The following is a 26,267-nucleotide window of genomic DNA, read 5'->3' as shown; positions in this document are numbered from 1 at the left end:
ATGGTCACTCCCCGTCGGTGACGACCGCGACGACGACGTGCGGCCGGTGGTGGTCGTGCCCGGTCAGGGCGGTGTACAGGGCCTCGTGGTCCCGGCCGTCGACGGTCGCGGCGGTCCACCCGTTGACGGTGAACCGGCCGGCCGCGCCACCCGGCCAGCCGTGGCTCGCGGAGTCGTTGTCCAGCACGATCGCGGTCAGATTGCCGAGCCCGGTGGCGCCCGCGTACGCGATCGCCTCGTGGTTCGAGCCCTCGTCCAGTTCGGCGTCGCCGAGCAGCACGTACACCCGGGGGTCGGTGCGGCCCTGGGCCCGCAGGCCGAGCGCGGTGCCCACGCCCAGGCCGAGGCCGTGGCCGAGCGATCCGGAACCGATCTCCACCCCGGGCACCAGCAGCCGGTCCGGGTGGTCGCCGAGCCGGCTCTCCGGGCCGCCCTGGTCGTCGAGCCAGGTCACCGGAATGAAGCCCTTGGCGGCGAGCAGCGCGTAGTAGCCCGAAACCGCGTGCCCCTTGGAGAGCAGGAAGCGGTCACGGTCCGGGTCGTCCACGGTCGCCGGGGTGACCCGGAGCACCCGGTCGTAGAGCACCTGGAGCACGTCCAGCGTCGAGTACACGTTGGGCCCGAACTCGCGGCCGGCGCGTACCCGGTCGAGCAGTGCCCCGAGCACCGCGGGGTCGGTGGCGGTCGTCGTCGTCATGCGGATAGCCTCGGAGTTGAAGCGCACTTCAACTCAAGGCCCTGTGATGCACGAAGCAACCCTGACCATCGGCCAGCTCGCCGAGCGCAGCGGCGTCGCTCCCTCCGCGCTGCGCTACTACGAGCGGCTCGGGCTGATCCGCGCCGAGCGGACCGGCGGCAACCAGCGTCGCTACGCCCGCACCGAACTGCGCCGGGTGGCGTTCATCCGGATCTCGCAGCAGGTCGGCGTCTCGCTGGAGGAGATCCGGGAGGCGCTGGACTCGCTGCCGTCGGGGCGGACGCCCACCCCCGACGACTGGGCCGCCCTCTCCCGGGCCTGGCGCGAGCGGCTGGACGAGAAGATCCGGCTGCTCGGCAAGCTCCGCGACGACCTCGACGGCTGCATCGGCTGCGGCTGCCTGTCGTTGCAGCGTTGCACCCTCTACAACCCGGGCGACGCGCTCGCCGCCGAGGGCGCCGGCGCCCGGCTCATGCTTCCCCGCCCCGGGCCGGACGCCGCCGCCTGACCGGTCAGCGGACCAGCAGCACCTTGCCCACGTGGTCGCTGGTCTCCACCAGCCGGTGCGCGTCGGCGGCCTCCGCCATCTTCGCCCGGGCGTGGACGACCGGGCGGACCTTCCCCGCCTCGACCAGCGGCCACACCTGCTCGCGGACACCCCGGACGATCTCCGCCTTCTCGGCCAGCGGGCGGGACCGTAGCGCGGTCGCGTGCACCGAGGCTCGCTTCGCCAGCAGCGTCCCGAGGTCCAGCTCGCCCTTGCGGCCGCCCTGCATGCCGATCACCACGAGCCGGCCGCCGGTGGCCAGGGCCGCCACGTTCCCCGGCAGGTAGGCGGCGCCCATGATGTCCAGGACCACGTCGGCGCCCCGGCCGTCGGTGACGCGGCGCAACTCCTCGACGAAGTCCTGCTCCGCGTAGTCGATGGTGTGCGCGGCACCCAGCTCGCGCAGCCGCTCGTGCTTCGCCGCCCGGGCGGTCACCACCACGGTCGCGCCGAGCGCCACCCCGAGCTGGATGGCGAACGTCCCGATCCCGCTGCCGCCGCCGTGCACCAGCAGCGTCTCGCCCTCGGCCAACCGGGCCAGCTGCACCACGTTCGACCAGACCGTGCAGGCCACCTCGGGCAGCGCCGCCGCGTCGACCAGGTCCACCCCTGCCGGCACCGGCAGCAGCTGTCCGGCCGGCACGGCGACCCGTTCGGCGTACCCGCCGCCGGCCAGCAGCGCGCAGACCTCGTCGCCGACCGACCAGCCGGTCACCTCCGGCCCGACGGCGGCCACCACCCCGGCACACTCCAGACCGGGGTACGCCGGCGCGCCCGGCGGCGGCGGGTACTGACCCTGCCGTTGCAGCAGGTCGGCCCGGTTCACCGCACTGGAACACACCTCGACCACCACCTCGCCCGGGCCGGGCTCCGGGTCGGGCACCGCCGCCCAGACGAGAGCCTCGGGGCCGCCGGGTTTCGGGATCGTGATCGCGTGCATGACCCAGTCTTACCCGATCCGGCCCGCCGTCCACGCCCGGGCCAGGATCTCGTCCACCGTCTCCTCCGGGGTCTGCGCCGAGCTGTCCAGCCAGAGCCCGATCCGGGGCGTGGTGGCCCGGAAGTCGGCGTCCAGGTCGGCCACCGGCCAGTCGCCGTACCCCTGCTTGGGCCGCCCCCGCTCGCGGGCGGCGACCACGTCGGCGCGGGGGGCGAGCACCACCACGGCCAGCGGCCGGTGCCGGACCCGGTCGACCAGCGCCGGCAGCTCCGCTCCGAGCACCACGTCCTGGAGTACGACGGTGAAGCCCGCGGCGGCGTACCGGTCGGCGGCCGACGCGGCGAGGTCGTAGCGGAGCCGGAGCTGCCGCCACGCCTCGTCGGTGAGGTCGGCGGTCATCGCCGCCCGCCCGCTCACGATCATGCGCCGGAACACGTCGCCGCGCAGGTGCACCGCGCGGGGCAGCCGCCGGGCCAGCAGCTCGGCCACAGTGGACTTGCCGGCCGCCATGATTCCGCTGATCAACACCACCGCCGGGGTCTCCCACACGGGAGCATCCTGACAGCAGGGGTGGGACGGCGGCTCGCCCATTTCACCGGCCGTGGCAGACTAGGCACGGTCGCGTACCCCGTCGGGGGACGCGGCAGGGAGGGTTCGCCTAGTGGCCGATGGCGCTGGTCTTGAAAACCGGTAAGGCAGCGATGTCTTCGTGGGTTCGAATCCCACACCCTCCGCCGTCTCCATCCTGCCGTCGACGCGGCGCTGGTGGTCGCCGCCACCGGCATCCCCACCACGGCTTCCGCGGCCACCCGATCCGCACCGGTCGTCACCGAGCAGGTCGCGATGGCCGCTCCCTCGAGCCTCGACGCGGGCGGCATTCGCGTCACCACGCCCGCGGCACCGCAGGGCATCGGCATCGCCGCGACGCCCACGATCTCGCCATCGGTCACCACCAAGAGCGTGGCGCCGGGAGGCACCTACACCTGTTCGTCCGGCTACTTCTGCGCCCAGGTCTGGGCCGGTTCTGCGTGGAAGGTGTTCTTCCTCTACACCTGCCAGATCTACGACATCTACAACTGGACGGGCACGGGTTACTGGCGCAACAACCAGAGCAGTGGTGCCCCCAACCCGTACCTCCTCGGCTCCCAGGGCATTCCGATCCACGTCCTGGCCAAGAGCCCGTCCTCGGGTTCCGTCGACTGGGACCCGCTCTGGGCCATCTCGCCCTGCTACTGAGCGCGGTCGCGCCCACCGGCTGGCAGGAACGCCAGCCGGTGGGCGTCTCCGCTTCCGGCTGGTGCGCCGAGATGAGCCTTCCACGTTGGGTGCCGAGGCCCTGAGGGGTAAGAAGGTTCCCAGGACAACTCGCTCGCACCGGAAGGACCCGCCCCGATGAGCCTGGAACGACCGATCGCCCCGGACCCGTACGAGCTGCTGCCGACGGTGCCGTCGTTCAACCTGACCAGCGACGACGTGCACAACGGTGAGCCGATGGACGCCCGGTACGCGCACGGCAGCGCCGGCGGCGAGAACGTCTCACCGCACCTGGCCTGGTCGGGCTTCCCGGACGAGACCAGGAGTTTCGTGGTCACCTGCTTCGACCCCGACGCGCCGACCGGCAGCGGCTTCTGGCACTGGGTGCTGGTGGACGTGCCCGCCTCGGTCACCGAGCTGCCGACCGGGGCCGCGGAGAGCGACCTCGGTGGCGCCTTCAGCATCCGCAACGACTACGGCGACACCGGCTACGGCGGTGCCGCCCCGCCGCCCGGCGACCGGCCCCACCGGTACGTCTTCGCGGTGCACGCGGTGGACGTGGAGCGGCTCGACGTGGGCAAGGGTGCCAGCCCCGCGTACGTCGGCTTCAACCTGGCCTTCCACACGCTGGCCCGGGCGGTCATCCGGCCGACGTACCAGATCAAGGAGTGAGCTGACGGGGCCTCCGTGCCCGCGGAGGCCCCGCTCCGGTCAGGCCGGGACGCGGGCGACCGCGAAGACCGACTGGCCGAACGGCGGCCGGACGCGCTGCTCGGCGGCCTTGGTGGCCGGCAGGACCAGGGTGTCGTAGACCTTCACCATGGGCCCTTCCTTCGGCATCAGCCGGAAGACCTTGGTGGCCATGAAGTAGCCGATCAGGCCGAGCGCGTTCGCATAGTGGATCTTCTCCACGGTGAGACCCGCCCCGGTCATCGCCGCGGCCAGGGTCTTCTTCGTGTAGCGCCGGACGTGGCCGGTGGCGATGTCGGCCGGGCTCATGGCGAACTGGAACGCGGGCACGATGATGATCACGGCGCCGCCCGGGCGGACCAGCTCGCGCATGCTGCTCAGTGCGCCGACGTGGTCCTCGATGTGCTCCAGCACGTTGTACGACACGGCCGCGCTGTAGTCGCCGCGCTCCGAGTGCGGCAGCAGCATCTGCCGGACCTCGATGCCCGGGTGCTCGGCCAGCCGCTCCTTGAGCCGGACCAGGCGGTCCGGGTCCGCCTCGGTGGCGGTCATGCGGGGAATGTGCTGAGACCACTCGAGGGCGTAGTCGCCCAGCCCGCTACCGATCTCGATGGGGTTGTCACCGAGGTAGGGCACGGCGAGCTCGACGAACCAGCGACGGTGGTTGACCGCCGTCGCCAGGCCTTCGAGCACCTCCGACTGGACGCGCTGATCCCCAGTGATTTCTGCCATGCGTCGATTCCTCACGATATGACTGACCCGCGCCTGGACCGACAGAGTGAACCATCCGGATGGACGGCGGGGGAATCGGGGCACCGGGGGTGGCCGAATTGTGGTCGGGGGTGGGCACGTGATCGGCGGTAGGCGAACCCGGCACATAGTACGCCAGTACCCAGAAACATGTCACGGCCCTGCCATACCCTGACTACGCTCTGAATTGTCATGACTACTCCTGAATCGGACGCCGCCGCGGGTGGAGACACCGGGGACGGGCCCGACGAGGGCGGACGACCGGGGCGGGGCAGGTGGGTCGACGTCGTCGCCGTGCTCAGTTTCGTGCTGCTCGCCTTCTGGATCACCGCCCGGCTCTGGCTGGACCCGGCGAACGGCATCCGGGACAACCGCACCGATCAGGCGCAGTTCGAGTGGATGATGGCGCACGGTGCGCGGGTCGTGACCGATTTTGCCTATCCCTTCACCTCGGACCGGATGAATGTGCCGGACGGCGTCAATCTGATGGCGAATACGTCCGTATTATCCATTTCGCTGCCAATGACGCCGGTCACCGTCCTGTTCGGGCCCCGCTGGTCCTTTCTGCTCTTTCTCACCCTCGGAATGGCCGCCACCGGAGTGGCCTGGTATTTCGTCCTCTCCCGGGTGCTCATCGGTGCCCGCGGGCCGGCCTGGCTGGGCGCCGGCTTCTGTGCGTTCGCGCCGGCGATGGTCTCGCACGCCAACGCGCACCCCAACATCGTGAGCCAGTTCGTGGTGCCGCTGCTCGTCTGGCGGACGCTGCGTCTCACCGAGCCGGGCCGCTGGCTGCGCAACGGCCTGCTGCTCGGCGTGCTGATCGTCTGGCAGGCTTTCCTCAACCTGGAGATCCTGCTGATGACGGCCATCGGCCTGAGCGTCGTGGTGCTGGCACTCGTACTCGGCCGGCCCGAACTGCGCGCGGCCACCCGGCGCTTCGCCGCCGGGCTCGCGGTGGCCGCCGTGGTCTCCGGGGTGCTGCTGGCGTACCCGCTCTCCGTGCAGTTCTTCGGCCCTGGCGCCTACCAGGGGCTCTCCACCCTGATCCGGGGTTACCGCACCGACCTGGCCTCCTACGTCGCCTGGTCCCGCGAGTCCCTGGCCGGCGATGCGCGGAGCAGCGTCTGGCTGGCCAAGAACGCCACCGAGGAGAACGCGTTCTTCGGCTGGCCGCTCGCCGTGCTGGCGGTCGCACTGGTCTGGTGGCTGCGCCGCAACGTCGTGGTGCTCGGCCTGGCCGCCGTCGGCGCGGTCTTCGTGCTGTTCTCGCTCGGCCGGGAGATCCGCTTCGACGGGCGGGACACGGGCATCCCCGGCCCCTGGGCGGCGCTGGAGCACCTGCCGATCCTGCACTCGGTGGTGCCCACCCGGTGGTCGCTGGCGCTCACCCCGATCGTCGGCATCCTGCTCGCGTTCGGCGCCGAACACGTCCGGCGGCTGGCCCGGCGGCACCCGAACGCCCGGGGCCAGATCCGGTTCGCCACCGCCACGGTGCTCACCATGGCGCTGCTGCCGCTCCTGCCCACCCCGCTGCCCTCGGAACGCGTCGACCCGACGCCGACCTTCGTCACCTCCGGCGCCTGGCGGCCCTACATAGCCGGCGGGCGCAGCATCGTCACGCTCCCGCTCCCCGACACCACGTACGCCGTCCCGCTGCGCTGGTCCGCCGAGACCCGGCTGGACATGCCGCTCGCCCGGGGCTACTTCCTCTATCCGGACACCCGGCCCGGCGCCGGCCGGGTCGCCCTCTTCACCGCCCCGCCCCGCCCCACCAGCACCTTCTTCACCACCATCCGGAAGACCGACGCGGTGCCGCCGATCACGCCGCAGGACCGGGTGGCCGCCGTGGACGACCTGCGGTACTGGCGGGCGGGCGCGGTGGTCCTCGACCCGCGGCTGCGGCAGGCCGGCTCCCTGTACCGGGGGATGACCGAGCTGACCGGGATCGCGCCGACATTCACCGGCGGGGTCTGGCTCTGGGACGTGCGCCCCCTGGTCGGCTGACCGGCGCGTGACGGCGGCCGGGTCAGGACTGGCGGACGCAGCAGCCCTGGCAGATCTTCGGCCGGGGCAGGGTGAAGGCCAGGCAGCAGGTGCGCCGCTGCACGGTCGGCTCCCCCGCGGGGCCCGGCACCAGCTCGACCAGGTCGCTCAGGTCGAGCGCGTCGAGCAGCGTGGTGATGGTCGCCGTGGAGGAGCCGGGGAGCGCGTCCGACGCACGCAGGATGCCGTGCGCGATGCCGGAGGCGACCGAGCCGAGAAGGGTACGCGTGCCGATCCGGACCTCGCCCTGGATGGCCGCGATCAGCGGGGCGAAGTGGGCGTCGAGCAGCGTGGCACGCAGCGCGTCGAGCAGCGCGGACTCGTCGGCGACCACGCGGACGCCGCGGGCGCCGGCCAGGGCCAGCGGGTCGCCGGGCAGCACCGCGACCGTGGTCGAGCTGCGCAGGCCGAGGGTCAGCAGCTGGTGGTGGTCCTCGAAGTGGACCAGCACGTCGGCCGGGTCGAGCAGCGGCACCCGCCGGGCCGAGGCCCAGCCGAGCACGGCCGGCAGGGCCGTCCAGTAGCTGTAGGACTTCCAGGCCAGCGCGGCGCAGGCGTGCGGGGTGCCGCCCCAGCGCCGGCCCGCCGCCCGCAGGAAGTCGGGGAGCAGGGTGCCGTCGACCAGCCGGGTGGCCGGGGCCCAGTGCGGCGCGCCGTCGGTGACCAGCAGGCCGGGCGCGAGCCCGGGCAGGTCGTCGGTGCCGAACATGGCGCGCAGGGTCGCCGTGACCGGGGCGAACGGGGTGGCGACGTCCCGCCCCGGCATCACCGCAGTCACCTGGTCGTCCCCTGTCTGGTCGCCCCGCCGGCCGCCGCCTGTCGCCGGCCTGGACTAAGGCTAGCCTAACCACAGCTTCCCGATGGAGGGAAGTGGTCCCGGGGGCTCGGAAGAGAGGTCCCGCTCACTCCGGCGCCCGTCGCGTACTACCCGGCGGGATGGGCGGAAAACGCCGCCGAGCGGGGCGGCGGGCCGGGCAAGCATCGACGGGCACCGCTGAATTGTCAAGGCGAATGTCGAATACGAGGCAGTTTCCGTACACGTTCGGCCACTGAACGTGAAAATGGTCTTCCCGCTACGAGGAAGCCGATGACGACCTCACCCATCGAGCGCGCCGCCGACTCGTTCGCGGCCGAGCTCGCCCGGCACCGCACCGGCCGCGGGCTGTCCAAGAAGCAGTTGGCGACGCTGATGGGCTTCGACCCGTCCTACGTCAGCCACGTCGAGGGGCGCCGGCACCGGCCCACCGAGGATTTCGCGCGCCGCGCCGAGGCCGTCCTGGAGGCCAGCGGCGCGATCTGGCAACGCTTCCGGGAGTACGACGAGCTGCGGCACGGCCGGTCCAGCGGGTCGCACCGGGACCTGCCCGTACCCGGCCAGTGGCTGCCGCCCGGCACCGGGCTGGTGGTCGAGCGCGAGATCGCCACCCTCACCCACACCGGCGACGGCTACCACTGCGCCATCCGCCGCGAGCTCTACAACGCCGGAACCGAGCCGGTCACCCGCTACCTGGTCCGGGTCGCCGTCGACCGCTACCCCAACGATCCGGGCCGCTCCAACCGGCACCACCGGGAGCACCCGCTCACCTTCGCCGAGCTGCAACTCACCGCCTACCGGGACGACGGGGGCGCGCGGGAGCCGATGCACTGGCGGGCCAAGCACGACCGGGACGCGTTCAAGGAGATCTGGCTGCTCTTCGAGAACGACGAGGGGCGCTTCCCGCTCTACCCCGGCGACCGGGTCACCATCGAGTACGCGTACCGGGTCGGGCGGGACAAGTGGGGCCCCTGGTTCCAGCGCGCCGTACGCCTGCCCACCCGGCACCTCGCCGTCCGCCTCGACCTGCCCGCCGACCTCGACCCGAAGGTGTGGGGCGCCGAGACCTCCCTCTCCGCCGAGGAGGGACCGCTGCGTACCCCGATCCAGCGCGGCGACGACGGCGGCCGCGCGATCTTCGACTGGGCGACCGACGACCCGCCGCTGAACGCCCGCTACCGGATGCAGTGGCGGTTCCGCAGCCAGCCCCCTGATGCCGAGCCACCCGACGGCCCGGCCCCCGGCGTCCGCGTCCGGGCCAGTGAGCGGATGCGCGCCGTCGGCATCGTGCAGCGCGGCGACGACCTGCTCCGGCAACCCGCCCGCCAGTTCGCCCTGCCGCGCGAGGAGCACCTGGCCCGGGAGGTGGTCGACCGGCTCTCCGGCCTGCTGGTCCGCCTCGACGAGCTGCACCCGTTCAGCAAGGGCGTCGGCATCGCGGCGCCGCAGCTCGGGCTCGGCTGGGCCGCCGCGCTGGTCCGCCCCGCCGACCGGGCCGCCGAACCCGTCGTGCTGCTCAACCCTCGGGTGGTGGACAGCTCCCGGGAAACCGACGAGCAGTACGAGGGCTGCCTCTCCTTCTTCGACCACCGCGGCCTGGTGCCCCGGCCGCTGCGGATCGACGTCGAGCACGCCCTGTGGGACGGCAGCCGGGTCATCACGTCTTTCGAGTACGCCATGGCGCGGCTGGTCGCCCACGAGATCGACCACCTGGAAGGTCGCCTCTACGCCGACCGGATGACTCCCGGCGTGCCGCTCGTGCCGGTGGAGGAATACCGGGAGAGCGGCACCCCCTGGCGCTACTGACCCGCAGGAACTCCGGTGCGCGGGCCGGTTGCCGGCCCGGCCCGCGCACCGGTGAACGGGGCCGGGTCGCGTGCCCCAGGAAGCAGGGGCACGCGACCCGGCTCGGGGGGAGCAAGGTCTACAGGTTGCCGAAGGTGTCGTAGCGGATGTTGGCCGGCGGGACGTCGTCGGCGGCCAGCGCGCGCAGGGTCGCCCGGACCATCGCCGCCGAGCCGGAGACGTAGCAGTCGTGCGTGGTCCACGGCCCGTACCGGGTGACCACCTCGGAGATGTCACCGAGTTCGCCGTCGAAGTTCGGGTCGTCGCTGCACGCCGTGGTCACCGACAGCCACGGGTGAGCGGCCACCAGCCTCTCCAGGCCGGGCAGCCCGTACAGCTCCGCCGCCCGGCGGGCCCCGTAGAAGACGTGCACCCAGCGGGTCCGGTTGACCCGGGTCAGCTCCTCCACCAGGGCCTTGACGGGCGCCAGCCCGACCCCGCCCGCCACGCAGAGGATGTCCCGGGTCGAGGCCCGGTCCAGCGTCATCGACCCCATCGGCGCGGCCACCCGCAGCAGGTCGCCCGGCCTGGTCCGGCGGACCAGCGCCCCGGAGACCCAACCCGCCGCCCCGGCCGGCGTCCGCACGTGGAACTCCAGCACGTTCTCCTCGTTGGGGGCGTTCGCCACCGAGTACGTCCGCCACACCCGCGGGTGGTACCGGGGCGCCTCGACACTCACGTACTGGCCGGCCTGCCAGGTCATCGGATGCTGGAGGGCGCGCACCGTCAGCACCGCCGTGTCCGGGCCGTGCCGCTCGTGGGTGAGCACCTCGGCGTGCCAGAACGGCGGGTTGTCGTCGGCCGCCGCGCCCGCCAGCATCCGCTCGGTGATGCTCGCGTACGCCTCCCGCCACGCCTGGTCGTACTCCAGGTTCCAGCCGTCCCCGGCGGTGCTGCGCAGCGCGTCGAGCAGGGCGACGCCCATGGTCTCGTAGTGGCTCGCCTCGACGTGGAACTTCCGGTGGTCCCGGCCCAGCGCGCGCAGGTACTCGTCGAAGCTCTCCGGGTCGTCCAGCGTCTGGGTGGCGGTGACGATCGCCTCCAGGATCCGGTCGCCCTGGCCGTTCATCTGCACCGGGAAGAGACCGCGCAGCGCCGGGTCGAGGAGGAACAGCCGGGCGTAGAAGTGACCGCTGAGCCGCTCCCGGTCCTCTTCGACCAGGGTCCAGCTCTCCTTCAGCAACCGCGCGAAGTTCGCCACAGGGCACGCTCCTTCTCCGGACGGGCGGATCGGCTCCCACAGAATCTCCACGGAGCGTGCCGGTGGGTCGCACAGACTGTGCGATCGGCTCACCTGGCCGGCGGGACGTGCCGACCGGCCCCCGGGTGCGGCACAGTGGTCCGGTGACGGTTGACGAGCTGACCCGCCCGGTCTCGCGCCGGACCCTGGGCACCGAGACGCTGCTCGTGCTCGGCCTCTCCCTCGGCCAGTCGGCCGTGTACGCCCTGGTCTCGCTGGTCGCCAAGCTGACCGCCACGGGCGGGCTGTCGAAGCAGACCGCCTCGCTGAACACCTCCGTGTCGGCCCGGCCGTACCTCGACCTGACGTACCAGCTCCTCGGGATCCTCTTCGCGCTGCTGCCGGTGCTGCTCGCCGTACACCTGCTGGCGCGCGACCCCGGCGACCCGGCGCGGGCGCTCGGCGCCGACCTCACCCGGCCCGGGTCGGACCTGGCCCGGGGCGCGGGGCTGGCCGCGCTGATCGGCCTGCCCGGTCTGGCCCTGTTCTGGGCGGCCGCCCAGCTCGGGATCAACGCCACCCTGGTGCCGGCCGCCCTGCCGCACCTCTGGTGGGCGGTGCCGGTGCTCATCCTGGCGGCCGTGCAGAACGCCGTGCTGGAGGAGGTGATCGTGGTCGGCTACCTGGTCACCCGGCTGCGGCAGCTTCAGTGGCGGCTCGGCGCCGTGCTCGCGGCGAGTGCCGTGCTGCGCGGGTCCTACCACCTCTACCAGGGCTTCGGCGCGTTCCTCGGCAACGCCGTGATGGGCGTGATCTTCGGCCTGTTCTACCTGCGCACCCGGCGGGTCGGGCCGCTCATCGTGGCGCACACCCTGCTCGACGTGGTCGCCTTCGTCGGCTACGCCCTCCTTCCGAAGTCCTGGTTCGGCTGGCTCTGACCGTGCGCGTTCCCGCCGCCACCGGTCAACGGCGCGGCGGGCGGTAGAGGCTGGTCGCGCGGGCGGCCAGGCGCTCGGCGGCGGTCGCGTCGCCGGTCGCGGCGGCGAGCGCCGCGGCACCGGGCAGCAGCCGCGCGGCCAGCCGCAGGCCCAGCCAGCCGGCGGCCTGCGCGACCAGCGGAGTGGCCAGTCGCCAGGCCGCCTCGGCCGCCCGGGACAGCGAACCCTCCGCCGGAGCGCCGGCCGAGCGCAGCCCGTCCAGGGCGGCGCGGGCCGTGCCGGCGTCCGGATGCACCTGGGTCAGCACCAGCAGCTCGGCCACCCGGTCCGGATGCGCCGGGTCCCGGCCGTAGACGGCGGCCAGGTGCAGCACCAGGTTGGCCTGGGTCCAGAGCATCGCCGTGAGCTCCGCCACGGGCGCGAACAGGCCGGCGCCCGCCGCGAGTGCACCGCCCGTACCGGCCAGCCGGACGAACCGCCGGGTCGCCAGCCGAGCCAGCCCGTCGGGGTCGGCGTCGGGGTAGGCGTCGCGGGTCCGCTGCACCCAGTCGGCGGCGCGCGGCCCGAGGGCGTCCACCGCGGCGAGGGCCAGCAACTCGGGCGCGAAGCCCGGGTGATCGAGTACGCGCGCCGTGACCTCCCACCAGCCCGGCCCCTCCTGCTGGCCGGCGTGCGCACCCGCGATCTCCCGGGCGGGTTCGGCCGGCGCCGGCGCGGGAGTGGGCTCGGCTGGGACCTGCTCCGTGACACCTGCGGTGGCGGCGAGCGGGAGGGTGGGCTCGGGGGTGCCCGGCGGTAGGGCTGGCTCAGTGGTGTCCGGCTGAACGGTGACTGGGGCGGCGGGTGCCCGGCGGGCCGGTGTTCGCTTCGCCGGGGTGGCCTTCTTCGTCGGGGCCGCCTTCTTCGCCGGGGCGGCCTTCTTGGCGGCCGGCGCACGGCGGGTCCGCTTCGGGGCCTCCCCTACCGGGGGTTCGTCGGCGGGCGCGGTCGCCGGTGAGGGCGTGGCAGCCGGCGTACCCGGGTCGGTGGCGGCGGCGTCTCCGGTCGGCGTGCCCGGGCCGGTGGCCGTGACCTCGGCGGGCGGGCGTGGATGCGGCGTTGCGGGCACGGCGATGGGCGTGGTGGCCTGCGCCGGATCGGGCGGCTGGAACAGGACGGTCGGCGCGGTCCGGGCCCGCCGGGGCCGCGGTGGTGTGTCCTCCGCCACCTCGGCCGGAGCGGGCTCGGGCGTGGGTGGCGGCGTGAAGGTCGGACGTGGGGAGCGGCTCCGCCGGGCCTGGGCGGCGGGCTCGCGACGGGGCGGATCGCTCGGCGGCTGCTCCTGCATATCGATGGAGCGTAGACCCGAGCGTGACCTGGCACACGACGAAAACGCTGGGCGTGGGGCCTTCCCGGTAGTCGCTTTGCTCCGGGTGGGTGTGGGCCTGTATCCTCGGGCGCGGTGGTCTCCGGGCCACCAGGGAGACTTCGCCTAGTCTGGTCTATGGCGCCGCACTGCTAATGCGGTTGGGGTTTTAAAGCCCCTCCCGGGTTCGAATCCCGGAGTCTCCGCGCGAAAGCCGGTGTGTAGACTGGCCGAGCAGCAAGCGCCCGTAGCTCAATGGATAGAGCATCTGACTACGGATCAGAAGGTTAGGGGTTCGAGTCCCTTCGGGCGCACAAAGCAGGAGAAGGCCCCCGACCAGCCATAACGGCAGGTTCGGGGGCTCCTTCATTTCCGCCGAGCCCTCGCCGGGATCACATCGCAAGTCGTACTCGTACGGAGGCCGCCGTCGAGGGAGGTGTCCCCAGCTCTTCGACGGGCATGTCGAGGGCAGGCTGCGTGGTGAGGGTCGCACGCTCGATCCGATCGAGGCGGAACCACCGGATCGCCTCCCGGCGGTGGCAGCGCGCCACGAGGAACCAGTGACCGGCCGTGAACGCGAGCAGTTGGGGGTCCACCCGACGCGTGGTTGGCGCGTCGTGACGATCGCGGTAGTGCAGCACCAGGACCTTGCGCTCCTGAAGGGCATGTTCGATCGCGCCGCGTCCGCGCGGATCGGCTGCCTCGGTGGTGCTCTGGTCGATCCAGATGCGCTCGGTCAAGCCGTCCGCGTGCCGGCGCGCCTGCGGGTCCATCACCGCCAGTACTTTCACCAGGGCGGCTCGGGCCTGCCGGTCGAACGGCTGTCCACGGTGTGCTGCGATCGCCGCCGCGAGTGCGGAGGCTTCGGCGGCGGTGAAGTTCACCGGTGGCAGGGTGGCGGCTTGATCGACCACGTATCCGCCGATCCGGCCCGTGCGCGCCCAGACGGGGAACCCGCCCTGTTGCAGAGCGGAGATGTCGCGCTTGACGGTGCGGACGCTGATCTCGAATGTGGCGGCGAGTTGTTCGGCGGTGCGGCCTCGGGGTCCGGCACGGCGGAGGTCTTCCCGGATCGCGTAGAGCCGGTCGGTGCGGTTCATGCGTGAACGGTGCCATAACGGTGACATCCGGTGCCGCCAGGATCGGGGCATGACACAGTCGCAGGAGCCCATCCTGTTCTTGAGCGGTGCCGGCCTTCCCGCCTGGATCTGGGATCAGGTGCGCGAAGAACTGGCCCCGTCGCACCGGACGGCGGTCGCGGAACGACCGCGCCACGACCGCGCTTCGCTCACCGAGTACGCCACTGCGGCACTGGATTCGGCGCCGTGGGAGCGTTTCGCGGTCGTCGCGCACTCCAGCGGCGGAACTGTCGCAGCGGAGATCGTCACCCTCGCGCCTGATCGGGTCAGTGCGGTCCTGGCGGTCACGGCCGTCGTGCCTGAGCCGGGACGCAGCTTCGTCGCCTCGATGCCGATGCCGAACCGGCTCGTGCTGAGCCTGGTGATGCGGCTGGCCGGCACCCGACCGCCCGCTGCCGCCATCCGGCGCGGCGTGGCCGGTCGGGTCGACACGGCGACGGCCGATCGCATCGTTGCGGAGTTCAACCCCGAGTCGGTGCGCCTCTACCGGGACGCGCCGGCGGGCGGTGGTTTCCCCGAACGTCGTGGCTACCTCTCCACCAGCCTGGACGCTCAGTTCCCGGTCGGACTGCAACAGCGATTCGCGCGCAACCTCGACACGAACTGGAACGAGTCATTCGACAGCGGACACCTACCCATGCTCGAAGCGCCTGGCGCTCTCGCCCGGCGAATCGAGAGCTTCCTCGCCCACTGACCCGGTTGACCGACAGTCCGGACGACGCCCGGCCGATCACGAGCGGCAGCCTACGGATGGTCCAGGGAGGGGAAATCCACCTGCTGGCCGAACGGCTCGATGGATCCATCCCAGCCGTTCCAGCCCTCTTGGGTGACCTGCCCGTCCGCGTAGGTGTACGACCAGCGGGCACCGTCCTCGCCCTCGATCTGGACGGTTCCCGAGCGAACGAACGGCGCGATCGCGACGTAGAAGGCGGTCGCCTGGTCCGACCACTTCGGGTCGCCCTCGTCGTCGTAACCGAACTCGATCCACTCCGCGTCGCGGACGATCGATGCTCCGGCCGCCTCCGCCAGGTCGGCCAACGTGTCGTCTGTCGGAGGCACCTCCGGCTTGAACCAGCCGTCCCGCACAGCCATGGCGGCCTGGACAGCGGCGACCGCAGCGACGTCGTCCGACTGCGGGAGGTTCAGCCGGCCCGAAGGCCTCACCAGGTATCCCACGGCGCGCACCCTACAGCGGTTCGCGGCCCGGCGGGGTGCCGGTCAGCTCCGCAGCAGCGCCGGATGCGGCGTGCCGAATACCTCGACCGGGGAACCATCGGGCGGGTCCAGGACCCTTAGTCAGGTATGGGCTTGCTTCGCAGAGCAGAACCCGCCGGCTACGAGGACTTCGTCGCCAGCCGGTACCGCGAGATCGTCCGCTTCGGCGCGCTGCTGACCGGTGACGTCCGGCTGGGTGAGGATCTCGCCCAGGAGGGACTGATCGCGGCCTAGCGTGACCCTGTGCCCGCCGACGAGGCGTGCACACTGCAGAAGCCCGGCCGGGTCGGAATCGCCCTCGACGACGTCACGGTGGTGCTGGGTGACGCGACCTGCCCACAGGCGATCTCGACCGGCGGCGGTCGCGTCCGGGCGCCGGACGGGCTGGGCAGGGAACTGCTCGGCCTCATCGTGGCGAGCGACCGCGCCGCGGTCGAGCGTGCCACCAAGGATTGACCGCACTACCCCGCCCACGGGCGGGAGACCTCGAAGGTCGGCCCCTGCCAGTGTTGATTCGACGGTCAGGGGCCGACTCGCGCCATGGGCCACGTGTCCGTGACGGCCGAGGATCGGCTCAGAGGTGCCCGGTGTCGTTGAAGGCGACCAGGGCGGGAGGTCGCTCGGTGTCCCACTGCACGATGGTCAGCCCGCAGTTCTCCTGGTTGAGGCTCATCCAGCGCCACGTCGGCGCGTCCAGGACGTGCCGCACGAACCAGCCGATCACGAAGTTGTGCGTGATCACGAGCTCATGCCGGTCCTCGGCGGCGAGGTTGCCGAAGTGCTCGACAGCGGCCCGCAGACCGACGGCGTCCTCGTCGCGCTCCTCGCTCGGAACCCCGTCCAGCCAGGAGTGGAGGCGTTCCGGGTACTCGCTCCGATGTTCGGCGGAGGGCACGGGCGTCCGATCCATGGCGTGCTCACAGGCGTGCCGAGGGACCCCCGGCAGATAGTCGGCGAGGATTTCGGCGGTCTCGGCCGCCCGGGCCAGCGGGCTGTGGTGCGTCGCCGAGAACGGCACGCCCTTCAGCCGGCGGCCGAGCCGATCCGCCTGCCAGCGGCCCCGTTCGGAGAGGCCGCCGTCCGGCGCATGGCCGAGCGCCGGGTCCTGCTCACCGTGGCGGACCAGGTACAAGAGCGTGCGAGCCACCGTCGCCGGTCCTCCAGTCGGGTCGATGTTTCGCACGATCATCGCAGACCTCAGGTGGGACGCCGGTGGTAAGCAGGAAGGGCGGTCCCGGGAGACGACCGGGACCGCCCTTCCTCGTCGGCCGGCAGTGGCAGGGTCAGAACGTCCCCGTCGCATCCCACTGCCGGTCGGCCTCCTCAACCGTTCGGCGGCGTTCGACACCGGCGCGCCGCCCCGTGTCGACCCCGCGCATCGACGTGCCGACGGCCACGGAGGCTAGCCAGGCCAGGGTGCCCAGCACCGCGACGGCCCGGAAGCCGCCGGTGATCCAGCAGGCGAGGACCACGGCGAGGCCGCCGGCCGTGATGCCCCAGCCCCACCGGGTCGGCAGGTGCCGCAGCGCGGAGCCGACGAGCACGGCCAGCGCCAGCGAGGCGATCGGGCCCGGCTCCTGCGGCAGGTCGGCGACCTGCGAGACGAGGATTGCCGCCGCGACCACGACGAGGCCGCCGACGGCCGTCCAGGCCCGGTTGATCCGGCGGGCCAGCGCGAGCAGGGACACCACCGCGGCCACCGCGGTGTCGAGGATCGCGTAGCCCGCGCCCCAGCTGTCGCTGATCATGTACGCGGTGAAGGCCGCCCCCAGCAGCGCGGTGAGGGCGAAGGCCAGGTCGAAGGCCATCCCGGCCCCGCGGGCCGCCCGGTCCGAAGTGTCCATGCGATGCACGCTAGGCAGCCGCCGGGGCGCCCGAACCGGTCAAAAGTACGGTCCGGGGCGCGTCGAACCGTGCTTTGGGCCGGTGTTGGCGGACGGCCGCCTCTCCAGGATGTGCCCATGGCTGTTGACGAGGTGCCGCGATGATCTGGATGAGTTGGCGGCAGTTCCGCACCCAGGCCCTCGCCGGCGTCGCCGCGTTGGCGCCGCTGGCGGCGTATCTCCTGTTCACCGGCCTGGACATCCGGCAGGCGTACGACCGTTACCGGTCGCACTGCGCGGTGGCCGACCGGTGCCTGGACGCGATGAGCCAGTTCCAGGGCGAGTGGCGCACCCGGCTGCTTCTCCTCGCCCTGGTGCTGGCGGCCGTTCCGGCGGTGCTGGGCGTGTTCTGGGGCGCGCCGCTCATCGCCCGGGAGGTGGAGACGGGCACCCAGCGGCTGGCCTGGAACCAGAGTGTCACCCGGCGCCGCTGGCTGGCGGTCAAGCTGCTCGTCGTCGGGTCCGCCGGCATGGCGGTGGCGGCCCTCGCCGGCCTGCTGCTGACCTGGGCGGCGAGCCCCTACGACGAGGTGTCGGGGGAGCGGTTCGCCGCGCTGGCGTTCGGCGCGCGCAATCTGACGCCGATCGCGTACGCGGCGCTGGCCGTCGTCCTCGGCACGGTCGTCGGGCTGCTGGTGCGTCGGACGGTGCCGGCCATGGCGTTGACCGTTTTCGCCTTCACGCTGCTCCAGATCCTGTTACCGACCGTGGTCCGGCCACATCTGATGGCGCCGGTCACCGTGACGCGGGCGATGACCGCCGACGCGCTCCGCGAGACGCGCGGGGTGGGCGCCGACGCCACGGTGAAGGGTCTGCGCGTACCCGACGCCTGGGTCACCGGCAGCAGCCGGCTGCTCACCGCCGACGGGCAGCCGGTCGATGCCGGGACGGTCGACACCTGCCTGACCCGGCCCGCCGGCGACACCGCGGCCTGCCTCGGCGACCTGAACCTGCACGTGAGGATCGCCTACCAGCCCGACAGCCGCTACTGGTCGTTCCAGTGGATCGAGTCGGCGTGCTATCTGGCACTCGCAGGGCTGCTGGCCGCCTTCGGCCTGTGGCGGATCCAGCGCCACCGCGGCTGAGCACGACGTCCGGAAACCGGCCGAAAGTACGGCAGCCGGACGCGCCGACCCTCCTTTGGGCCGGTGCCGGGGCAGACCCTGATCCGCAGGATCGAGCCATGCCAGAGAATTCCTGTCCCGCACTCCAGGCCGAGGGCCTGACGAAGCGGTACGGCAAGCGGCTCGCGCTGGCCGACTGCGACCTCGACGTCCCCCGGGGACGCGTCGTCGGCCTGGTCGGGCCGAACGGCGCCGGTAAGTCCACGTTGCTGAACCTCGCCTGCGGACTCGTCACGCCGACGGCGGGGACCCTGCGGGTGCTCGGTGCGCCTCCGGCGGCGAACGCCGCGCACCTGGCCAGGGTCGGGTTCGTCGCCCAGGACACCCCCGTCTACGGCGCGTTCACGGTGGCGGACCACCTGCGGATGGGCGCGAAGCTGAACCCGTCCTGGGACCAGTCCCTGGCGGACCGGCGGATCAGCCAGGTCGGGCTCGATCCCCGGCAGAAGGCGGGCCGGCTCTCCGGCGGGCAGCGCGCCCAACTGGCGCTGACCATCGCCGCGGCGAAGCGCCCCGAGCTGCTGATCTTCGACGAGCCGGCCGCCGCGCTCGATCCGCTGGCCCGCGACGGGTTCATGCGCAACCTCATGGAGTTCGTCGCCGAACTGGGCGCCAGCGCGATCCTCTCCTCACACCTGCTGAGCGACGTGGCACGGGTCTGCGACCACCTCGTCGTGCTCTGCGACGCGCGGGTGCAGGTCGCCGGCGGGGTGACGGACCTGCTGGCCCGGCACCACCGGCTGGTCGCCCCGCGCGGCGAGCTGGACCGGCTGCCGGCCGAGGTCGAGGTCATCCGGCTCCAGCACACCGACCGGAACAGCCAGGCCGTGGTACGGGTGGCCGGCGCGCTGCCGCGTACGCCGTGGACCGTCGAGCCGGTCCCGCTGGAGGAGATGGTCCTCGCCTACCTGACACGGGCGGCCGGCGCCCCGACGGGGGAGGCCGTGCGGTGATCTGGATGACCTGGCGGCAGTTCCGCGGGCAGGCTCTGGTCGGCGTCGTCACCCTGGCCCTGATCGCCGCGTACCTTCTCCACCTGGGGTTCGACATCCGACAGTCCTATGACGACTACCGGGCGCAGTGCGCCGGCCCGGCCGACTGCGGCCCGCAGTTGGGCCGGTTCACCGCCGACTACGAGAACACCCTGCTCTACCTGGCCGCGCTGCTCGGGCTCGTCCCGGGGCTGGCCGGCATGTTCTGGGGCGCCCCGCTGGTGGCCCGGGAGCTGGAGGCCGGCACCCAGCGGCTGGTCTGGAGCCAGAGCGTGACCCGGCGGCGCTGGCTGGCGGTCAAGCTGGCCCTGGTGGGGGTGGCCGGCATGGTGCTGACCGGCGCCGCCAGCCTGCTGCTGACGTGGGCGGCCAGCCCCGTCGACCGGGTGGCCGACAACCGGTTCAGCACGATTCTGTTCGGCGCCCGGAACCTCACGCCGGTCGCGTACGCGGCCTTCGCCCTCGTGCTCGGGACGATCATCGGGCTGCTGGTGCGCCGGACCGTGCCGGCGATGGCGCTGACGATCGTGACCTTCGTCGTCGTCCAGTTCCTGGTGCCGAACGTGCTCCGGCCGCACCTCCTGCCGCCGGAGCACCGCACGCTGCCGATGACCGCGCAGGCCATCAACCAGGCCCGCAGCCTGGGCAGCATCACGGGCGCTCCCGTGGTCAAGGGCCTGACCGTGCCGGACGCCTGGGTCACCGACGTCAGCGAGCTGCTCACGACGACCGGTGAGCCGCTGGACGAGGAGGTCTTCGACGGGTGCTTCACCGACGCCCCGGAGACCGGCACGGCCGAGGGACCGTACGGAGACACCGCCGTGTGCCTGGCGAGGCACGACGTGCACGTGGCGATCGCGTACCAGCCGGACAGCCGGTACTGGTCCTTCCAGTGGCTGGAGTCGGCCCTCTACCTGCTGCTGGCCGGGCTGCTGGCCGGCGTCGGGTTCCGGCGGCTCCAGCGCCGCCCGAGCTGAACCGCACCGGACCGGGTGCCGCCCAGGGGCGGCACCCGGTCATCCCGTTCGCCGGGTCACAGCCGCTCGGGCGTGCGGATGCCGAGCAGATGCAGGCCCTGCCCGAGCACCCGCGCGGTCAGGTCACACAGCACCAGCCGGCTCTCCCGGACCGGCTCGTCGGCCCGCAGCACCGGGCAACGCTCGTAGAACGCGCTGAACGCGGCGGCGAGCCGCGACAGGTACCCGGTCAGGTGGTGGAACTCCAGGTTCTCCGCGACCTCGCCGACGACCGCACCGAAGCCGACCAGCTCCAGGGCGAGCGCCCGCTCGGCCGGCTCGGCCAGCGAGATCCCCGCCTCCGGCCGCGCCGCCACCCCGGCCCGGCGGAAGATCGACCGGATCCGCGAGTACGCGTACTGGAGGTAGGGCGCCGTGTTGCCGTCCAGCGCCAGCATCCGCTCCCAGTCGAGCACGTAGTCCTTGTGCCGGTCGCTGGACAGGTCGGCGTACTTGATCGCGCCGATGCCGACCGCCCGGCCGACTTCGGCCGCCTCCGCCTCGCCCAGCTCCGGGTTCCGTTCGCGCGCCAGCGCCGTGGCGCGCGCGACCGCCTCCTCCAGCAGCCCGACCAGCTTCACCGAGCCGCCGGCCCGGCTGCGCAGCATCCGCCCGTCCGGCCCGAGGATCGAACCGAACCCGACGTGCTCGGCCCGGGCCGGTGGGGCCAGCCAACCGGCCTGCGCGGCGGCGGCGTAGACCATCTCGAAGTGCCGCCGCTGCGGCAGCCCGACCACGTAGAGCAGCCGGGTCGCGCCCAGCGTGCCGGTCCGGTGCCGGATGGCCGCCAGGTCGGTGGCCGGATAGCCGTACCCGCCGTCGGACTTGCGCACGATCAGCGGCAGCGGCTCACCGTCCCGGCCCACCGAGCCGGGCGGGAACACGCATGCCGCCCCGTCGCTGGACCGCAGCAGGCCGAGCCGGTCCAGCTCCTCGACCACCGGGCCGAGCAGGTCGTTGTAGCTGCTCTCACCGTGGAAGTCCCCCTCGGTGAGGGTCACGTCCAGCAGGTCGTACACGGTCAGGAAGTAGCGCTCGGACTGCTCGACGAGCAGCCGCCACAGCCGCAGCGTCGCCGGGTCGCCGCCCTGCAACGCCACCACGCGCAGCCGGGACCGCTCGCGGAACGCCTCGTCGGCGTCGAACTTGGCCCGGGCCGCCTTGTAGAACGAGTCCAGGTCGCCCATGGACAGCTCCTGCGCGGCCTCGGCTTCGCCCAGGTCGGCCAGGTGCTCGATGAGCATCCCGAAGGGCGTGCCCCAGTCGCCCAGGTGGTTGGCCCGCAGCACCCGGTGCCCCAGCCACTCCAGCAGCCGGGCCGCCGCGTCGCCGATGACCGTCGAGCGCAGGTGCCCGACATGCATCTCCTTCGCCACGTTCGGTGCCGAGTAGTCCACCACCACGGTCTCCGGCGCCGTGGTCGCCGGCACCCCGAGCCGCGGGTCGGTGGCCAGGGCGGAGACCAGCCCGGCCAGGGCCTCGTCGGCGACGGTCAGGTTGAGGAAACCGGGACCGGACACCTCCGCCGCGCTGCACAGGTCGGCCAGCTCCGCGCGCTCCAGCACCTCGGTGGCGACGGCGCGCGGCGGCCGCCCGAGCCGCCGGGCCAGCGCCAGGGCCGCGTCGGACTGGAAGTCCGCGCGCTGGGAGCGCCGCACGACCGGGTCGACCGGCACGCCGGCCACCGTCGCGAACGCCGGCGCCAGCCGGCCGGTCAGCAGTTTCTCCAGATCCATGGGTACGCCGATCTCGCTCGGATCCGCCACACGCGGATCACCGGACGGGGATGCGGGCGGACCGAGGACGATCGGCGATGACCGGCGGCTCGATCCGCCGGTCGCAGTGAGGAATGCTCAGCGCAGGCGGTCGCGGGACCGCCGGCGTCGCAGCGCGCCGAACAGGACGTCGGAGGACGCCGTCGGGAACGCGTGCGAGCTGGTCATGCGAGCAGCCTAACCGGCCGGCCCGGGGGCGGCGCAAGGCCGTACCCGAGCCGGCCGGCCGACATACCCGGAACGTCAGGCCGGCGTGCCGACGGCCTTGCGGTAGCGCTCGGCCCGCCGCCGCACCTGGGTGTACGCGCTGGTCAGGCCCATCGCCCGGCGGACCTCGACAAGGGTGCGGCGCACCTCGGCGCGGGTCCGCTCGGTGCCCTCGACGATCAGCTCGTCGACGAGGCCGGGCTGCCCCTCGAACCGGGCCCGCCGCTCCCGGACCGGGTCGAGGAACCGGTTGAGCGCGGCCGCCAGGTCCTCCTTGACCTCGACGTCGCCGACCCGGCCGGCCCGGTAGCGCGCCTTCAGCTCCTCGACCTTCGCCCGGTCGGTGTGGAACACGTCGAGGTACGCGAAGACGGGGTTCCCCTCGACCGTGCCCGGCACGTCGGCCCGGACCCGGTTCGGGTCGGTGTACATCCTCATGACCTTGCGCCGCACGGTCGCCGCGTCGTCGGAGAGCGCGATGGCGTTCCCCCGGCTCTTGCTCATCTTCCCGGCGCCGTCGGTGCCGACCAGGGTGGGCGTCTCCGACATGATCATTTCCGGCACGGGGAAGACCTCGCCGTAGAGGTGGTTGAAGCGCCGGGCGATCTCCCGGGTCACCTCCACGTGCGCGGCGTTGTCCTTGCCCACCGGCACGACCTGCCCCTTCACGCAGAGGATGTCGGCGGCCTGGAGGACTGGATAGCCGAGCAGCCCGTACGGCATCTCCTCCTTGCCGGCGTCCCGGCTCATCTCCTTGAGCGACGGGACCCGTTCCAGGCGGGGCACGGTGACCAGGTTCTGGAACAGGGTGTTCAGGTCGCCGACCTCGGGGATCGCCGACTGGAGGTAGAAGGTGGCCCGGTCCGGCTCGACGCCGGCGGCGAGGATGTCGGTGACCATCTCACGGGCGTTGCGGGAGACCTGCTCGATGTCCTCGCGGCTGTTCCGCGTGGTGAGCATGTGCAGGTCGGCGATGATGAAGAAACTCTCGTAGCGCTGGTGCAGCTTCACCCGGTTGGCGATGCTGCCGACGTAGTGGCCCAGGTGCAGCCGCCCGGTCGGGCGGTCACCGGTGAGCATCCGTGCTGCGGACATGGTCGTACGCCTCTCGTGGCTGTTTCGGTGGAGGACGCGCGGGCGCGCGGGAAGACCCGGGATGTGCCCGGATCAGTGGGGTTGGCTCGTCAGTGCGAGCGCCGCCATCGCCCGCCGGCGCGGAACCGCAGCCCACCGGCACGGAGGACGTCGAGGATCTGCTCCCGACCGTCATCGACACGGGCCGGGAGAACCGGAGCGGCAGCCGCCGGGAGACCGTCGAGGGTCTCCGGGGCGCAGGTGCTCGGCCGGACCATGCCTCACACGGTAGCCGGTCCGCAGCCACGTCCGCAGACCGGAACCCGCCTGCTCAGTCCCGCCGGTAGCTCTCGGCGTAGTAGTCACCGACCTGCTCGCGGTACTCGGCGCGGTCGAAGTCGTCCGGGTCGAAGGCCGGCGACTCCTTGACCTGGTCCCGGGTCCGGTCCACGTGTACGACGCGCTCCAGGTGGTCGACCCGTGCCACCGTGCCGACCGGCAGCAGCACCTTCCGGCCGAAGATCCACGGCCCGGTGTCCACCACCAGGTAGCCCGCGCCGGCGTCCTCACTGGCCCGGTCGACCGCGCCGATCCGGCCGTCGGTCGCCTCGACCCGGTAGCCGGTGAGGTCGATCGGCGTGCCCGGGCCGGGCGCGTCGGGACCGGCGTCGCCCTCCGACCGCTGCCGCGGCACGTCGTCCGGGCGGGTCTGGTCGTAGCCGCCCGCCAGCGCGGACGGGTCCCGCCAGAGCCGCGGATTGAACGGCTGCATGGTGTCACCTCCGGTGTCGTCGTGTCGCCACCGAAACAGTGCCCGACGGGCGAATGAGGGAAACACGAATGCAATTCCGAATTCCTCTGCACCCTTTCTGCGAGATACCTCATATTCGGCGTCCGCCGATTGGTCCGGCGGCTCCGGCCCAGGTGGCAGGAGGTGTCGCGGCCCGCCGGCACACCGGGAACCGAGCCGGAGTGGCTCGCGCGCACATTCGACCGGGCCGGCGGCCACACCATTCTGATCCCGCATCCGTCGGTACAGGGAAAGGGAAACAGATGCAGCGGGTCATTCGACGAATCGCGACGGCGGCGGCAGCGGCCGCCCTGGTGGCGCTGCCCGGCACCGGCGCTCGGGCCGCCGTGGTCAACCCGTACACCCCGGAGGCGCTCTGCGGGCTCGGCTTCACCGCCGTGGACCAGGACCCGATCCGCGACGCCGCCACCGGCGCGCGGCTCGGCACCGTCCACCTCCTGCGCAACCCGCTCACCGGGTACGGCTGCACGGTCACCCTCAAGTTCGCGTACGTCGGCACGCTCACCAGGACCAGCGTCTACCTGGACCCGGAGTGGACGACCTTCCGGGTGGACGAGGGCAACCGGAGCTACGCCGCCGGCCCGGTCCACCTCTACGTCGGCGCCGGCTGCGCGATCTGGGGCGGGTCGATGACCGACCCCGCGGGCACCGTCCACCAGCACGATCGAGCGAACCCGGCGATCGGCGGGGCGGTCACCTGCTTCTGACCACACCCGTGGCGGGCCGGTTTCGCGCCGGCCCGCCGTCAGCCCCACCGTCGACGGCTGCTTCCAGCTCACCGCGACGCGCCCGTCTTCGGGTCGACCGCCGTCGGCCTCTGTCCGAGGTTCTCCGGCCGGTTGCGGCCAGCGGGGCACGGGAGAGAACCACCGGGTGTACGAGGCGGAGCCAGCGCCCCTCCGGGTATGCGCTCAGCGGGGCGGACCGGCCGGCGCTCCGTTGTTCGCTGACCCCCGCATGCTCCGGTCCTCGCGCTTCTGACCTGCGGCGACGAGCCACTGGCATACTGCCGGCCATGGTGCTGTCGCGTGGCTGGTCGCTGTTCCTGGTCGGGGTCGGGATCTGGACCTGGGTGATCTGGCCGAGGTTTGCGGTCGCCATCTGGAACGACCCGCGGGCGTGGTCGGCCGGCGCGGTCGGCGAGGGCAGCCCGACCAGCTTCCTCTGGGTACACGCGCTGCTCATCGCGGCCTCGCTGGTCATCGGTACGACCGTCGGCGTGCTCGGCGTCCGGGGCTGGCTCAGGGCCCGCCGACCGCGCTGAGCAGGGAAGATAGTCCGGCGATGATGATGTGACGGGGGACGCTACCCCTCGATTTGACGATCAAACCCGAGGCCGCGTAACTTTCTCTCTGCCAGCGCGGAACGGGGCAAACGGGACGAAGGTCCTGGAGGCCGCGGATCGCGGATGGCACCGGTGCCGCAGGGGTTTACGCCTCGACGGAGCCGGGCCGGGTGGGGCTCGCCAGAAACGCCGCAGGGCGGATTTGGCGGAGCGGAACCGACCGGCTAAGGTTGACGACCGGCAGGGATGCGGACGAGCGAGCGGGAAACCGCGGCGGCCGTCCTGCCAAATCCGATGATCGAGCACAGCGGTTCGCCGCTGCGCGGGTTCACCGGCGCCGACCCATACGAAGCGTGACAGACCGGGACACACGGTTTGACACGGCAGAGACGGTGAGGTAACGTAGTAAAAGTGCCCGGCGCGAGAGCGGCGGGTGTGGTTGGACGAAATGCCCCGGACGGGGATCCTGCTGAGCGGGATTTCTGGATGGTGTGTGGTTGTTCTTTGAGAACTCAACAGGGTGCTTGATAAGCCAGTGCCAAATTGTTTGATACCCCGGACTGGCAGCCTCTTTGGAGGTTTGCTGGTTGGGATTCCTTTGGCAACATTTTGTTGTCAGGATGATTGTTCAACAAGTTTTTGTTGGAGAGTTTGATCCTGGCTCAGGACGAACGCTGGCGGCGTGCTTAACACATGCAAGTCG

The 26,267-nt window shown here is 72.3% G+C and carries 28 protein-coding genes, 3 tRNA genes and 1 rRNA gene; 18 read left to right on the top strand and 14 right to left on the bottom strand.

Features of this window, described 5'->3' with window-relative positions; translation table 11 throughout:
* Positions 1-4 precede the first annotated feature (4 nt).
* A complete protein-coding gene (locus tag ABZW14_RS21060; protein ID WP_355348926.1) occupies positions 5-697 on the bottom strand; it encodes a transketolase in 693 nt (230 codons plus the stop codon).
* Positions 698-743: 46 nt separating this feature from the next.
* Here ABZW14_RS21060 and soxR point away from each other — a divergent pair, with 46 nt between their 5' ends.
* Positions 744-1,205 carry a redox-sensitive transcriptional activator SoxR gene (gene soxR / locus ABZW14_RS21055; protein ID WP_355348923.1) on the top strand — a complete coding sequence of 154 codons (462 nt, stop codon included), beginning with the start codon at positions 744-746 and terminating at the stop codon, positions 1,203-1,205.
* 4 nt (positions 1,206-1,209) lie between these two features.
* Here the strand turns inward: soxR and ABZW14_RS21050 are convergent, their stop codons facing one another.
* The gene (locus tag ABZW14_RS21050; RefSeq protein ID WP_355348920.1) at positions 1,210-2,184 is read right to left on the bottom strand and encodes an NAD(P)H-quinone oxidoreductase; all 975 of its coding nucleotides are present in this window, start codon (positions 2,182-2,184) and stop codon (positions 1,210-1,212) included.
* Between the two features lie 9 nt (positions 2,185-2,193).
* Positions 2,194-2,733, bottom strand: a complete 540-nt coding sequence (locus ABZW14_RS21045) for an AAA family ATPase (RefSeq protein WP_355348917.1) — start codon at positions 2,731-2,733, stop codon at positions 2,194-2,196.
* Positions 2,734-2,831: 98 nt separating this feature from the next.
* On the opposite strand from ABZW14_RS21045, the gene ABZW14_RS21040 reads away from it, so the two are divergent.
* From ABZW14_RS21040 to ABZW14_RS21030, 3 genes are all read left to right on the top strand, one after another.
* A tRNA-Ser gene (locus ABZW14_RS21040) sits at positions 2,832-2,918 on the top strand.
* Positions 2,919-2,949: 31 nt separating this feature from the next.
* Complete coding sequence (locus ABZW14_RS21035) at positions 2,950-3,420, top strand: hypothetical protein (protein ID WP_355348914.1); 471 nt, start codon at positions 2,950-2,952, stop codon at positions 3,418-3,420.
* A gap of 156 nt (positions 3,421-3,576) precedes the next feature.
* On the top strand, positions 3,577-4,110 hold the full coding sequence (locus ABZW14_RS21030; RefSeq protein ID WP_355348911.1) for a YbhB/YbcL family Raf kinase inhibitor-like protein: 534 nt from the start codon (positions 3,577-3,579) through the stop codon (positions 4,108-4,110).
* 39 nt (positions 4,111-4,149) lie between these two features.
* Here the strand turns inward: ABZW14_RS21030 and ABZW14_RS21025 are convergent, their stop codons facing one another.
* Complete coding sequence (locus tag ABZW14_RS21025; protein WP_355348908.1) at positions 4,150-4,860, bottom strand: methyltransferase domain-containing protein; 711 nt, start codon at positions 4,858-4,860, stop codon at positions 4,150-4,152.
* Between the two features lie 210 nt (positions 4,861-5,070).
* Here ABZW14_RS21025 and ABZW14_RS21020 point away from each other — a divergent pair, with 210 nt between their 5' ends.
* Positions 5,071-6,882 carry a hypothetical protein gene (locus tag ABZW14_RS21020; protein WP_355348905.1) on the top strand — a complete coding sequence of 604 codons (1,812 nt, stop codon included), beginning with the start codon at positions 5,071-5,073 and terminating at the stop codon, positions 6,880-6,882.
* 22 nt (positions 6,883-6,904) lie between these two features.
* Here the strand turns inward: ABZW14_RS21020 and ABZW14_RS21015 are convergent, their stop codons facing one another.
* Positions 6,905-7,687 (bottom strand): hypothetical protein, encoded by a 783-nt coding sequence (locus ABZW14_RS21015; protein WP_355349248.1) that lies wholly within the window; start codon positions 7,685-7,687, stop codon positions 6,905-6,907.
* 321 nt (positions 7,688-8,008) lie between these two features.
* On the opposite strand from ABZW14_RS21015, the gene ABZW14_RS21010 reads away from it, so the two are divergent.
* A complete protein-coding gene (locus ABZW14_RS21010; protein WP_355348902.1) occupies positions 8,009-9,541 on the top strand; it encodes a peptide deformylase in 1,533 nt (510 codons plus the stop codon).
* Between the two features lie 118 nt (positions 9,542-9,659).
* On the opposite strand, the gene ABZW14_RS21005 is transcribed toward ABZW14_RS21010, so the two are convergent.
* The gene (locus ABZW14_RS21005; protein WP_355348899.1) at positions 9,660-10,781 is read right to left on the bottom strand and encodes a globin domain-containing protein; all 1,122 of its coding nucleotides are present in this window, start codon (positions 10,779-10,781) and stop codon (positions 9,660-9,662) included.
* A gap of 143 nt (positions 10,782-10,924) precedes the next feature.
* On the opposite strand from ABZW14_RS21005, the gene ABZW14_RS21000 reads away from it, so the two are divergent.
* The gene (locus tag ABZW14_RS21000; RefSeq protein WP_355348896.1) at positions 10,925-11,698 is read left to right on the top strand and encodes a CPBP family intramembrane glutamic endopeptidase; all 774 of its coding nucleotides are present in this window, start codon (positions 10,925-10,927) and stop codon (positions 11,696-11,698) included.
* A 25-nt stretch (positions 11,699-11,723) separates the two neighbouring features.
* Here the strand turns inward: ABZW14_RS21000 and ABZW14_RS20995 are convergent, their stop codons facing one another.
* On the bottom strand, positions 11,724-13,025 hold the full coding sequence (locus ABZW14_RS20995) for a hypothetical protein (RefSeq protein ID WP_355348893.1): 1,302 nt from the start codon (positions 13,023-13,025) through the stop codon (positions 11,724-11,726).
* A gap of 133 nt (positions 13,026-13,158) precedes the next feature.
* Between ABZW14_RS20995 and ABZW14_RS20990 the strand changes: the two genes are divergently transcribed.
* Both ABZW14_RS20990 and ABZW14_RS20985 read left to right on the top strand, forming a co-directional pair.
* Positions 13,159-13,249, top strand: a tRNA-Ser gene (locus ABZW14_RS20990).
* A 35-nt stretch (positions 13,250-13,284) separates the two neighbouring features.
* Positions 13,285-13,357 (top strand) — tRNA-Arg (locus ABZW14_RS20985).
* 78 nt (positions 13,358-13,435) lie between these two features.
* Here ABZW14_RS20985 and ABZW14_RS20980 read toward each other — a convergent pair.
* Positions 13,436-14,143, bottom strand: a complete 708-nt coding sequence (locus ABZW14_RS20980) for a WYL domain-containing protein (RefSeq protein WP_355348890.1) — start codon at positions 14,141-14,143, stop codon at positions 13,436-13,438.
* 49 nt (positions 14,144-14,192) lie between these two features.
* On the opposite strand from ABZW14_RS20980, the gene ABZW14_RS20975 reads away from it, so the two are divergent.
* Complete coding sequence (locus ABZW14_RS20975) at positions 14,193-14,876, top strand: alpha/beta hydrolase (RefSeq protein ID WP_355348887.1); 684 nt, start codon at positions 14,193-14,195, stop codon at positions 14,874-14,876.
* Between the two features lie 50 nt (positions 14,877-14,926).
* Here the strand turns inward: ABZW14_RS20975 and ABZW14_RS20970 are convergent, their stop codons facing one another.
* Entirely contained in the window at positions 14,927-15,358 is a 432-nt protein-coding gene (locus ABZW14_RS20970; protein WP_355348884.1) for a hypothetical protein, read from the bottom strand.
* 132 nt (positions 15,359-15,490) lie between these two features.
* Between ABZW14_RS20970 and ABZW14_RS20965 the strand changes: the two genes are divergently transcribed.
* Both ABZW14_RS20965 and ABZW14_RS20960 read left to right on the top strand, forming a co-directional pair.
* Complete coding sequence (locus ABZW14_RS20965; protein ID WP_355348881.1) at positions 15,491-15,631, top strand: hypothetical protein; 141 nt, start codon at positions 15,491-15,493, stop codon at positions 15,629-15,631.
* 9 nt (positions 15,632-15,640) lie between these two features.
* Positions 15,641-15,853 (top strand): hypothetical protein, encoded by a 213-nt coding sequence (locus ABZW14_RS20960; protein WP_355348878.1) that lies wholly within the window; start codon positions 15,641-15,643, stop codon positions 15,851-15,853.
* Between the two features lie 118 nt (positions 15,854-15,971).
* Here ABZW14_RS20960 and ABZW14_RS20955 read toward each other — a convergent pair whose 3' ends face one another.
* A complete protein-coding gene (locus tag ABZW14_RS20955) occupies positions 15,972-16,544 on the bottom strand; it encodes a histidine phosphatase family protein (RefSeq protein ID WP_355348875.1) in 573 nt (190 codons plus the stop codon).
* Positions 16,545-16,680: 136 nt separating this feature from the next.
* On the bottom strand, positions 16,681-17,241 hold the full coding sequence (locus ABZW14_RS20950) for a hypothetical protein (RefSeq protein ID WP_355348873.1): 561 nt from the start codon (positions 17,239-17,241) through the stop codon (positions 16,681-16,683).
* Between the two features lie 140 nt (positions 17,242-17,381).
* On the opposite strand from ABZW14_RS20950, the gene ABZW14_RS20945 reads away from it, so the two are divergent.
* The 3 genes from ABZW14_RS20945 to ABZW14_RS20935 all read left to right on the top strand — a co-directional run bounded on the left by ABZW14_RS20945 (position 17,382) and on the right by ABZW14_RS20935 (position 20,373).
* Positions 17,382-18,365: an ABC transporter permease subunit gene (locus ABZW14_RS20945; protein WP_355348870.1), complete on the top strand. Its 984-nt coding sequence runs from the start codon at positions 17,382-17,384 to the stop codon at positions 18,363-18,365.
* A gap of 98 nt (positions 18,366-18,463) precedes the next feature.
* Positions 18,464-19,357: an ABC transporter ATP-binding protein gene (locus tag ABZW14_RS20940; protein ID WP_355348867.1), complete on the top strand. Its 894-nt coding sequence runs from the start codon at positions 18,464-18,466 to the stop codon at positions 19,355-19,357.
* A 5-nt stretch (positions 19,358-19,362) separates the two neighbouring features.
* Positions 19,363-20,373 (top strand): ABC transporter permease subunit, encoded by a 1,011-nt coding sequence (locus ABZW14_RS20935; protein ID WP_355349245.1) that lies wholly within the window; start codon positions 19,363-19,365, stop codon positions 20,371-20,373.
* Between the two features lie 56 nt (positions 20,374-20,429).
* Here the strand turns inward: ABZW14_RS20935 and argS are convergent, their stop codons facing one another.
* From argS to ABZW14_RS20920, 3 genes are all read right to left on the bottom strand, one after another.
* A complete protein-coding gene (argS, locus tag ABZW14_RS20930) occupies positions 20,430-22,148 on the bottom strand; it encodes an arginine--tRNA ligase (protein ID WP_355349242.1) in 1,719 nt (572 codons plus the stop codon).
* Between the two features lie 282 nt (positions 22,149-22,430).
* On the bottom strand, positions 22,431-23,489 hold the full coding sequence (gene trpS, locus ABZW14_RS20925; protein ID WP_355348864.1) for a tryptophan--tRNA ligase: 1,059 nt from the start codon (positions 23,487-23,489) through the stop codon (positions 22,431-22,433).
* Between the two features lie 310 nt (positions 23,490-23,799).
* Positions 23,800-24,240 (bottom strand): PRC-barrel domain-containing protein, encoded by a 441-nt coding sequence (locus ABZW14_RS20920; protein ID WP_355348861.1) that lies wholly within the window; start codon positions 24,238-24,240, stop codon positions 23,800-23,802.
* A 281-nt stretch (positions 24,241-24,521) separates the two neighbouring features.
* Here ABZW14_RS20920 and ABZW14_RS20915 point away from each other — a divergent pair, with 281 nt between their 5' ends.
* The 3 genes from ABZW14_RS20915 to ABZW14_RS20905 form a co-directional block, all read left to right on the top strand.
* Positions 24,522-24,986 carry a hypothetical protein gene (locus ABZW14_RS20915; RefSeq protein ID WP_355348858.1) on the top strand — a complete coding sequence of 155 codons (465 nt, stop codon included), beginning with the start codon at positions 24,522-24,524 and terminating at the stop codon, positions 24,984-24,986.
* Positions 24,987-25,294: 308 nt separating this feature from the next.
* Positions 25,295-25,543, top strand: a complete 249-nt coding sequence (locus ABZW14_RS20910; RefSeq protein ID WP_355348855.1) for a hypothetical protein — start codon at positions 25,295-25,297, stop codon at positions 25,541-25,543.
* A gap of 660 nt (positions 25,544-26,203) precedes the next feature.
* A 16S ribosomal RNA gene (locus ABZW14_RS20905) occupies positions 26,204-26,267 on the top strand; the annotation flags it as partial.

It is taken from the genome of Micromonospora sp. NPDC004551 (assembly GCF_040609975.1).
In the GTDB taxonomy this organism is placed as follows: Bacteria; Actinomycetota; Actinomycetes; order Mycobacteriales; family Micromonosporaceae; genus Micromonospora.
Note: the sequence above shows the minus strand (reverse complement) of the source record. Positions and strands in the feature narration are given on the sequence as shown.